Source organism: Paraburkholderia sp. SIMBA_027 (assembly GCF_046535315.1).
In the GTDB taxonomy this organism is placed as follows: Bacteria; Pseudomonadota; Gammaproteobacteria; order Burkholderiales; family Burkholderiaceae; genus Paraburkholderia; species Paraburkholderia tropica.
This window is the reverse complement of record NZ_JAWRWY010000025.1, coordinates 82,876-92,952: the sequence shown is the minus strand read 5'-3', so window position 1 is coordinate 92,952 and position 10,077 is coordinate 82,876. Positions and strand designations below refer to the sequence as shown.

The following is a 10,077-nucleotide window of genomic DNA, read 5'->3' as shown; positions in this document are numbered from 1 at the left end:
CTCGACCGCCCGAACGCGGTCTTCGTATGAATACATGGACTACCTCCAAAGTAGTCCAAGATTTTGTCCGCATCCCCGGTGGGTTAAGACTCGGTGAAAATCAACAATTGGCCGGAACGAAGTCATCCAGCCTGATCATCGTGAACATCGACTCGGTATAGCCGTCCGCTCCGCGCATCGCTTCAGTCTCAGTGTTGTCCGGTTCTTTGTTTCAACGTTTACCCCTCCCGCGCGGATGACGTGCGCGGGAGGTATTTCAACAGCCTGCTAGACCGGTCGCGGATCCCATGCCTAACGGGTCGCATGTTTTCTTGGCAGTTGTCTTTGCGCCCCCGCCATATATAAAGACGGTGGTTCGTCCATTACATTTCATTACAAATCAGAATGACGGTTTCACTCCATCACACCAGGAATGTCAATTATTTCAATAAAACTAAAATTCTAAAAATTATGGGCGTACGTTCGAATTGGCGAAGATAGTATTGCAACACTTAAATTTGTATGATGAGAGATGGAGATATTTCTTGGGTCCACGTAGTTAGATGCGTTTTACATAAATTCCTACGTAGACGTTCGCCTGAGTTCGTTGTCGCGACGCCTGCTCCGCCAATTGGATAGCTCGAGAGTAGCACCAATTAAAATCAGAACCTTATGCGTGAGTATGGATATATTGATGATGACAAATGAAGTGGCATCTTTGGCGTCAAATTTCTTTTTTGAATCAGCGCCGGCTACAGCAACCGAAAAACTTACGCAACAAATTCTGATTCAGCTTGTCGTCATCGTAGTGATGTCTCGGATGGTCGCAGCACTATTGAAGCGCGTGTTTGGCCAAACGGAAGTGGTGGGGGAAATAATAGCTGGACTCATACTCGGCCCCAGCCTCTTTGGTGCGCTTTTCCCGCATGCCTTCGCTTTTATCTTCACGGGTACCGTAGATCGTGTCTTTACGGGTCTTGCGCAGATTGGACTTATATTTCTGATGTTCGAAATCGGCGTGGAATTCGAATTTCGACGACTGCTTTCGACATCGCGCATTGCGCTACTGATTGTCAGCGCAGCAAGTATTTCGCTTCCATTTGTGTTGGCCTATTTGACCGCGCCGTTCTTTTATCATTCGATCGATGGCGGAGGAAAATCGTTGCTGGCATTTCGTCTCTTCTTCGGGGTAGCTGTTTCGATTACAGCGCTGCCCATTTTAGGGCGTATATTCATGGAGCTTGACCTGTCACATACTAGGATTTCCGCGCTTACTATTGGAGCTGCCGCCATTAACGATTTGGCTGGATGGTTACTCTTGGGCGGCGTGACGGCGGCTATTACATCCGGTTTTAATGCAGGCATCTCCATGCTTCGGATGGGCGTTTTGCTAGGCTACATGGCAATCGTCTGGTTCGTCGCCCGACCATTTCTTAAAAAGCGCGTGACCGCGTCGATGCGCGGAACCACGGAGATATCGGGGCCGTTGATCGGCTGGATTTCAGCCGCCCTGTTCTGTTCGGCGTTCCTCACAAGCTGGCTGGGCGTGTTCGCCAATATTGGTGGCTTCATTGCAGGCTTCGCGTTACATGAAAACAGGAAATTCGCAAATGCATGGAAGCAGCAGGTCGCTCCGATTATAAAGGTGGTCTTTCTTCCATTGTTTTTCGTTTATACCGGACTGCGTGTGAACATTACTGCGCTGCACGGCACTATGGCAATCTTCACTTGCCTCGCTATTATTGCGGTATCGTTCTCTGGGAAATTTGTCGGAGCGTGGCTAGCGGCTCGTTTTGTTCGGGAAACTCCGCGCAATAGTATTGTAATCGGCATATGCATGAATACTCGGGCACTGATGGAACTCATTGTGCTCAATATCGGGCTCGATCTGGGCGTTCTCTCCAGGAACATGTTCTCGATGCTTGTTTTAATGGCAATCGCGAGCACCGTTATCACGACGCCACTGCTGCGTCTTTTGATGAGCGCCGAGCGGCGAAAGAGTGGAGCGTCAGATATCGCAAGCGCTGTCGGTGCAGTTGGGGTGATCGATTAGTCATCTTAAATTCAGCCTATTCCAATCAAAACATGCAGTCCAATCTGCTTGGCTGCATGCTGCTCTTTACCTAACGTCGGCTGGAGCGGTTTCAAACAAAACATCAATTACAGTCGTTGTTCCCGTAGTACTGTTAATGTTATATATTTTTAGGAGATTTAAATGCAAGAGGCTTCGACGTCCATTAAAGATGCGACTCCGGCTGATAAGCAGAGTCATCTTGCGCTCATCCTGTCCGGTAACGGTCAGCAGATTCGCATGGCTGGTTCTCATCATAGCCACAGTCATACGCACGCGCATGGCAATTCGCATAGCCATCACTTCGATATGGCTCTCGGTCGGAAGATTGCAGCGTCACACACGCTTTAATCGACTGATCTAGTTGTACACGGACCTTCTGTATAGAAGGTCTGTGTCGATCACTGGTATCCGATTTTATCGAATATCGCGATACGGCAATCAACATGGTCAATTTAGAGTGAACAATGACGAGTCTATCTGTACGTAACGTTGTTGTGGTTGGTGGGGGCGTTGCCGGTTATCTGGCTGCTTTGTTTATAAGGACTTTTATCGGTGAAACCGTTAACGTGACGGTAATCGCAGCCCCGGATGTCGCGCCAATGACGGTCGGCGAATCGACCAATGGACCCTTCACCGGACTGCTAAATTCACTTGGCATTGACCGCGATACGTTGATACGCGAATGCGATGCGACGATCAAAATCGCATCAGAATTCGCCGACTGGACCCCACGCGGAGAGGGCCATCGTTGGGTACATGAGTTTCAGCCCACGGTGACACACCTCGGCATCCCGCTTTACCACTACTGGCTGCAGAGATCTCGATCTGAAGCCGTGCCCCGTTATCAGGACGCGTGTTTTGTTAACTCGGCATTGATTGAGGAGTGCCGAGTCCCGTTCCAGAATGAGGCGGATCTCAACGACGTTTCGTTTGGCTACCATCTTGACGGTCATAAGCTGGGCGCGGTTCTTCGCGATCGAGCGGCACAGCGAGGCGCCCATCTAATATCCGCGAAGGTCGTGTCAGCGAAAAAGAATGGAGCAGATCGCATAGAAAGCGTCCTGCTTGACAACGGGGAAGAGGTGCACGGTGACTTTTTCATCGATGCCACGGGCTTTAGTCGGCGACTGGCGAACTTGGCCTATCCAGATCATCCGGATTTTCGGTTCGAACCGTATTCGGACTACCATTTTTGCGACCGGGCGGTTTACGTCACGTTGCCCAGCGATAGCCCCGACATTCGCCCGAGTACGTTGAGCACAGCGTTGTCGTCGGGTTGGGTCTGGGATATTCCGCTAAACGATCGCGTTAGCTACGGGTATGTGTATTCGTCCCGGCATCTGGAGCGCGCCGAGGCCGAGCGAGAATTCCGGAGGTTTCTGTCACTGCCGGAAGAGACCGGCGTGCGTTTTCTAGAATGGATGCCTGGCCGGATCAATAAGGCATGGTTGCAAAATTGCCTGTGCATCGGAGTGTCAAACGCTTTTATCGAGCCCATCGAGTCGTTGACTTCCGCTACGCTCTGTTTCGAACTTCACAGTTTGCTCCGGCATTTCCCGGCCAAAGACTTTAATCCGTCCAATATCGACTCTTATTGCCACCTCATCGCTGATAAGTCACTGGACAATCGCGACTTCATCAGCCTACATTATCAGACGTCCAGAAGGACGGACACGGGGTTCTGGCGCGACATCCGCTACCGTGCAAAGGTCGCGCCGCGAATCTCCGATCTAATCAATAACTTCGCCACCAATGCGCCATTGGTTGTGGACGGGATTTACGAAAGTAAGGCTATCTTCGGAATGTTCGCAGCCCGAAGTTACACGCCGACATATGACCTGCCGATTCTTGCTCATCTCGATGCGTCCGGCGTAAAAAACATAATGGACGTTGTGCAAGTCGAACGAGCCACTTCGATAAACTTGTATCTGAAGCATAGCGAACTAATCCGACGTGTGTGCGTACAGCGGTAGGAATGTCACTCGTTGAAAACCTCTTGAACCCCACACTGAAGTCGACACCGGGTATGCGAATAATCGAGCGCTTCATGACGACGGCCCATCGTTGGCCCGATAACGTGGCTGTGATACACGGTGATAGTTCGATCACCTATGGCGAACTCGCGCATCGCGCTGGTGAGATCGGGGTGGGCGCCGCCAGGCTTGGTGCAGGCGCGGGCGATGTCGTAGGTGTGCTATTCGACAAGTCGATTGACGCGGTGGCCACCATGTTGGGGCTGCTCATCCAGCGAATCGCCTTCCATCCGTTGTCGAAACAAAGTGGTTTGGAACGTAATGTTGCGATTCTCCGTAAAGTCCGCCCACGCTTTGTCGTAACGGATAGCGGCGACACGGGGTATGGCATTGCTGGACTCACGTTCATCGCCCTGGACTTGCTACGTAACTCCGACGATGAGTCGCTCAGACCGCCGTCGTCGGTCGTCACCAACGAATTTGCTTATCTGATTTCGACCTCGGGTTCGACCGGCTTTCCAAAAACCGTCGCCATAACGAATGAGGCCATCGGAAACTATATCGAGTGGAGATTGCGTTACTACCATTTCAGCCCCGACTCGCGGCTGTTGCAGTTTGCACCACTGTCTTTCGATAGCGCAATCTCGGACCTGTTCTCGATGTTTGGGTCCGGTGGAGCGGTTGTGCTGGTCGATGAGAAAGACCGCATTAATGCCAACAAAATCTCGGAACTTATCAGAAGCGAACGCGTTACCCATTTCTCGATCGTCCCCAGCCTGTACGAACGGATCATTCCTTCGATTTCCGTCGACTCTTCATTAGTCGAGGTGACTGTAGCCGGAGAGCGGCTACCGGCCAGCCTTGCCGCAGCGCATTTCAATCGCCTGTCGCAGGTGCGGTTGGTCAACGAATACGGTCCTTGCGAATGCGCGATAGGCGTCTCCGCCTACCACGTGACAAAGCAGGATGCTATTGGGTGCGATTGCCTGCCGGTGGGGAGCGCGATCCAAGGTGTTGAACTTCGTATTTGCGACGAGCAGATGAAACCTTTGCCGCCGAATCAGACAGGCGAGATTTTGATCTCAGGGCTTTGCGTAGCGGGCGGCTATATCGCAGATCCAGAAGAGACGCTGAGTCATTTCGTGTCGAGCGATGGAATACGAATGTACCGCACTGGCGACGTGGGTTACGCAGACGAACAGGGTTGCATTTCTGTGATTGGCCGTACCGACCGCATGGTGAAGATATTCGGTAACCGGGTTCATCTTTCGGAAATTGAGCGGGTGCTTGAAAAACAGAAGGAGATATCCGAAGCCGCCGTGATATTCGACGACGGAAAATTGCAGGCCGCGTGCGTGACGACGCTGACCGGCGAACAGATCCGCGCACGGATTAAACCGGCTTTGCCACCGTATATGCAGCCGTCGATTGTCGCCGTCCTATCAGAACTTCCGATGACCGTGAACGGGAAGCGTGACTACTCGCGGATCTCTGAGATAGTCGAAGAATTGATGCGACCGGACAATGAGGATATTGCCGATGAAGCTCAGAGGAAGGTGTACGGAATATGGCGGGACGTCCTAAAGTTCTCGAAAATCAGAATCGACGATTCGTTCTTCGATGTGGGAGGTAGCTCGCTTTATGTCCTTGAAATTCATCACCGGCTGCAACAGGTTTTCGGCGTAAATCGCCCTATTGACCTGCTGCTTGACGCAGACACGATTGAGTCGCAAGCGCGGCTCTTCGGTAGCAACTAACTCGACTCAAATTGTCTTGAGGAAAAGCGACATGAAGGTGCCTATCAACAAGAATTTCTCCCGCGTGCTCGTTGCGATGATGATTAGCGTAATGGGTTCGCAGGCTTACTATGTCGGCGAGTCGTTGCTCTTGAAGCATGTGACCGGCTCCGGCTGGATTGTCGGTTTGACCCTGGCGCTAGCTTCGTTGCCGACTTTTTTCTTCGGTGTTTTCGGTGGGGCGGTTGCGGACCATTACGACCGGAAGAAAATCATGGTGGTCGCAGATATCGTTGGTTCGGCAGCGAGTATTTCACTTGCGTTGATCGTCCTGATGAATCTGACTGGCGCGCTAGTGCCGTGGGTGATGTGCACGACGGTCGTCCTAGGATCTTCACAGGCGTTCTTCCGACCCGCCTCGAGGGCATTGCTGCCGCGCCTCGTGGAAAGTGCAAGTCTTGGCAAAGCCAACTCCATTTACTGGACTGCGCGGGATATTGCGTCGATTGTGGGTCAGTCGGTGGCCGGCGTTGTCTACGCCGCCTTCAATGCGGGCTCGCTGTTTTTGAGCGACGGGCTGAGTTACCTGATTTCAGCATTGCTGGTCCGGTCCATACGCACGTCGGCGGACACCGCTGCCGTTGAACAGCGGACGGCTCCGATCAAGTTTCGCGCGCGCATCGCGGAAGGGTTTCGTTATATTCGGCGTGTAGAAGGTTTGGGCGCAATGATCGCCACGCTTTGCTTTATGGATCTCTTTCTTGCGCCGTTGATGACCATGTTGCCGTTCTACGTCGAAGACACGCTGAAACTCGGCCCGTCCTGGTACGGCATTCTCTACGCAGCCTTGTCGGTTGGAGCTGTGCTTGGCGGGAGCCTGAGTGGCCTGATTCAGGTGCCCGAACGGGCGCGACGGATTACGATTCCTCTTATGTTGGTGGTCACCGGCTTGTCGCGCTGTGCATTGGGAATGACTCATAGCCCCTATATCGCTTTCGTTGCGATTGCACTCGAAACCGGTAGTTCAATCTTCTTCTCGATAGCAGCTGAAACGGTGATTCAGCTGCGTGTGCAAGACGGCTATCTCGGCCGAGTTATGGGGCTACTCAGCTCGCTGATGGGGGCGCTGACTCCCGCGGGTATGCTCCTTGGTGGCGTGGCGGTCAGTTATTTTCATGGCGCACTGCCGGAGGTCATCGTCGCGAGCGGTGCAGCGCTGGTTCTTGTCGCAATCGCCCCGTTGGCATCGGCGCAATACCGACGCTTCTTCGATGGTGGCGCCAGTCCGGCATTGACGGAAGCATTCGGTGGCAAGGAATGAGCAACGCGGACCTAGTCAGATTGCGCGAGGACGTCTGTGTTGATCCGCTCATCAACGGGTGGTATGCATGGGCCTTTCTGCTATCGCCGGCCGCGGCCTCCTTCGTTCAGACAAGGAACGTCGGACGCGTTGAGGGATTGTTGCAGCGTGTTGAGCAGATCAAGGACCTCATGGTCGGTTCGCACTTGATGGCGACAAGCTTGCCTGAAATCTCCGGCGACGAGGCCAGCCAGATCCACGAAGCTCTTGACAGACACAGCGCGTCCACTGAGGCCGCGACGGCGTTACGGAACGCCATCCTTGCCGTCGACGGATTGTTGGCGAAGATGAATGGCGGCCCATTGACGCCCTTTTACCGCGACGTACCTGACATCCTAAAGGGAGCGGTGGAGCTGGTGTATGACCGTTACCATAGGCCGGGCTTTTTTCTGCACGAACGTGTTCTGTACGAAGATGGCTGGATGAATCGTCAGTCGCAGACGATGCGGCTATATGGTCCGCAAGTAAAACGGCGCCCAGCATTTCTGCTGCCGCGATTCTCGCAGAGTGATGTGTTCGACATTGACCTACCATTCACGCACGCCGGCTATGACGTATTGTTTCGGTCAAGATATCAGCCCACGCCGTTTGAGCATGTTTGCGCCGCGTTGAACGTTGACCAGCAGAGGGCGGCGATGTTACGACCGCTTTTCGAGGAGACGGAGACCGCATCGAGCGAAATTCCTTGCGATATGGTGACGCCGCCAGCGGCAAAAATTTTCAGATACTTCGGTCACGCATCGATTCTCGCTTCGATAAACGGCAAGACCTTCCTTACAGACCCATGGATCCCGGCTTTCTCCACGACCGCGGAAGACGCGACTTACGGGTTGAGGGATTTGCCGCAGCACATCGACTACGTAATCATTTCTCACGCGCATGCCGATCATTTGAACGTCGAAACGTTGCTGGAATTACGGCATCGCGTTGGTCACGTGTATGTCCCGCGGGGGGCGGGTCGCTCAGTGAACGATCCGTCGATGAAAGTGATGATCGAGTCGTTGGGATTTGAACGGGTGCAGGAAGTCGATTACTTCGAAGACATCAACCTTGGTGACGTTACGTTGACGGCTCTGCCTTTTTTCGGCGAACACGGTGACTTGGATGTCACCGCCAAGGCATCGTACCTGTTGTCGACGCGAGACTTTAGATGTGCATTCCTTTCGGACTCCAAGAATATCGTTCCAGAGCTATACGATCGGCTCGCCGCTCGCCTGCACGGTGGCGTCGATCTCGTTTTCGTAGGCATGGAGTGTGAGGGCGCACCGGTCAACTGGTTATACGAACCAGTGTTGACCAGTCGTGTGCCTCAACGGCTTGCAACCAGCCGGCGATTAGCGGCATCCGATTGCTCGGAGGCCAGTGATCTGGCCGCCCGGCTCGATGCCTCTCAAGTCGCGATTTATGCGATGGGTTACGAGCGCTCGCTCGCCTATCTGATCGGTAAGACGTCAACAGATGATGATTGGAGCCACCAAGAAGCCCGGCGTTTCATAGCGCAGTGCAATACATCGTCGCGTCGGGCGACACTGATGCGCGGACGGATGGAGATGGTGTTCCCATGAGATTTATTCTTTACGACGGGAGGTGTGGATGATCATCTAAAAGTAAGTCCTGCCTGTCTCAATATCTTTTCTACTTTACGAGGTCAAAAATGAAGCGTAACAAGAACGGTCAATACGTCGGCAACCTGCTGGGCTAAGCGAGAACGCCGCCTGCTGCCAGAATTCAATTCACTTATGAGGCTAAAAATGAAACGTAACAAGAACGGTCAATATGTTGGCAATCTGCTGGGTTAAGCAGTGACGTCGCCCGCGGCCGAGATTCAATCTTGGCCGCGGGTCTATCATGATGTTGGAGGCTTCGATGATCAGAGTTACCCCGGACAAATATCGTCAGTTAGGCGACGCAACCGGCTGTGATTTTGTGCTGCTAACGAACTCGTCGATTATCGACAGTTTTGAATTCGCGAAAGAATGCGGCTATGTGTCATGTTCGAAACATGCTTGCAATACCGAAGCAGATTTCCTCTCACGGCTCGCTCCCGATGCGCGAGTTAGGCCGACCCATTACCTTGTCATCAGTCCGGACGTGCTCTTCAAGAGTCCGCCACCAGAACTGCTTGGGGTGGACTCCAAGGTACTGGTCATGCCGTGTAACTCGACGCCGCTCGATATCGATAGCATTGGACATTTCCTTCAATGCATGGTGACGAGTGATCCAGATGCACAACAGGTGTGGGCAGATCGTTTTTTCAGGGCAGCCGAAGTATCGTCACGACTGACGCTGAGCGACGCTAGGCACGGCACCCAGGCCACCTTCCAGCACATGAACGACGAATATGAATGGTTCGAGCAGTTGGGGATGCTGGACTGGGGCTCGCAGCAATTCGCGCCGGCTGGCGAGATCAGCGTGTTACCGATGTTCCATGGAAATTACGATGCAAAAAGTCGGTTGGACATCAATGGGACGATCGCCTTCCATGGTTTTCCGATCGTAAATTCTGGAACGCCGTCCTTCTTGCGTGGCGATCAGGAAAAAATCTATTCGATGCTTGAAGAGATCGAGCACGCGCCGCTGATAGCGGAAGTCGAGAACGGCGTTATTACGGCGGTGTCGTCCGAGCAGGACACTGCTGCGCTGAAGATCATCGAGTCGCTGTTCATGGTCGATTCACGCTACCGGATAATCTGGGAACTGGGCATTGGCTCGCATACCGGACTGGAAAACAAGCGCGGGAATTTTGCACCGAACGAAAGTTTTGGTGGTGTGAATGGATCGGTCCACTTTGGGCTTGGTTTGACGCCGTGGACGCAATATCACATTGACATCGTCTGCCCGGGCATATCAGTGGCGACCGACAGCGGCGTTGTGATTGCCGGCCCGTCCCCGAACGGAATGATGCAGCGCACACGCACGGCCGGATGCCCTTGCATCAGCTAACGGCGCAGTATC

6 protein-coding genes are annotated in these 10,077 nt (G+C 53.2%); all 6 read left to right on the top strand.

Going from position 1 to position 10,077, the window contains the following annotated elements:
• Positions 1-673: 673 nt before the first annotated feature.
• The 6 genes from SB764_RS34170 (at position 674) to SB764_RS34145 (ending at position 10,065) form a co-directional block, all read left to right on the top strand.
• Complete coding sequence (locus SB764_RS34170) at positions 674-2,032, top strand: cation:proton antiporter (RefSeq protein ID WP_410866111.1); 1,359 nt, start codon at positions 674-676, stop codon at positions 2,030-2,032.
• A gap of 485 nt (positions 2,033-2,517) precedes the next feature.
• The gene (locus SB764_RS34165) at positions 2,518-4,026 is read left to right on the top strand and encodes an FAD-dependent oxidoreductase (RefSeq protein ID WP_410866110.1); all 1,509 of its coding nucleotides are present in this window, start codon (positions 2,518-2,520) and stop codon (positions 4,024-4,026) included.
• A 74-nt stretch (positions 4,027-4,100) separates the two neighbouring features.
• The gene (locus tag SB764_RS34160; protein ID WP_410866109.1) at positions 4,101-5,783 is read left to right on the top strand and encodes a non-ribosomal peptide synthetase; all 1,683 of its coding nucleotides are present in this window, start codon (positions 4,101-4,103) and stop codon (positions 5,781-5,783) included.
• 31 nt (positions 5,784-5,814) lie between these two features.
• Complete coding sequence (locus tag SB764_RS34155; protein WP_410866108.1) at positions 5,815-7,083, top strand: MFS transporter; 1,269 nt, start codon at positions 5,815-5,817, stop codon at positions 7,081-7,083.
• A complete protein-coding gene (locus SB764_RS34150; protein WP_410866107.1) occupies positions 7,080-8,687 on the top strand; it encodes an MBL fold metallo-hydrolase in 1,608 nt (535 codons plus the stop codon). Before SB764_RS34155 ends, SB764_RS34150 begins: the two co-directional genes overlap by 4 nt.
• Before the next feature lie 301 nt (positions 8,688-8,988).
• Positions 8,989-10,065 carry a hypothetical protein gene (locus SB764_RS34145; protein ID WP_410866106.1) on the top strand — a complete coding sequence of 359 codons (1,077 nt, stop codon included), beginning with the start codon at positions 8,989-8,991 and terminating at the stop codon, positions 10,063-10,065.
• Positions 10,066-10,077: the final 12 nt, after the last annotated feature.

Bases quoted from the DNA above. Each gene is read 5' to 3' on its own strand.
- SB764_RS34170 (WP_410866111.1), top strand. From the start codon at position 674: ATGATGACAAATGAAGTGGCATCTTTGGCGTCAAATTTCTTTTTTGAA.
- SB764_RS34165 (WP_410866110.1), top strand. From the start codon at position 2,518: ATGACGAGTCTATCTGTACGTAACGTTGTTGTGGTTGGTGGGGGCGTT.
- SB764_RS34160 (WP_410866109.1), top strand. From the start codon at position 4,101: ATGACGACGGCCCATCGTTGGCCCGATAACGTGGCTGTGATACACGGT.
- SB764_RS34155 (WP_410866108.1), top strand. From the start codon at position 5,815: ATGAAGGTGCCTATCAACAAGAATTTCTCCCGCGTGCTCGTTGCGATG.
- SB764_RS34150 (WP_410866107.1), top strand. From the start codon at position 7,080: ATGAGCAACGCGGACCTAGTCAGATTGCGCGAGGACGTCTGTGTTGAT.
- SB764_RS34145 (WP_410866106.1), top strand. From the start codon at position 8,989: ATGATCAGAGTTACCCCGGACAAATATCGTCAGTTAGGCGACGCAACC.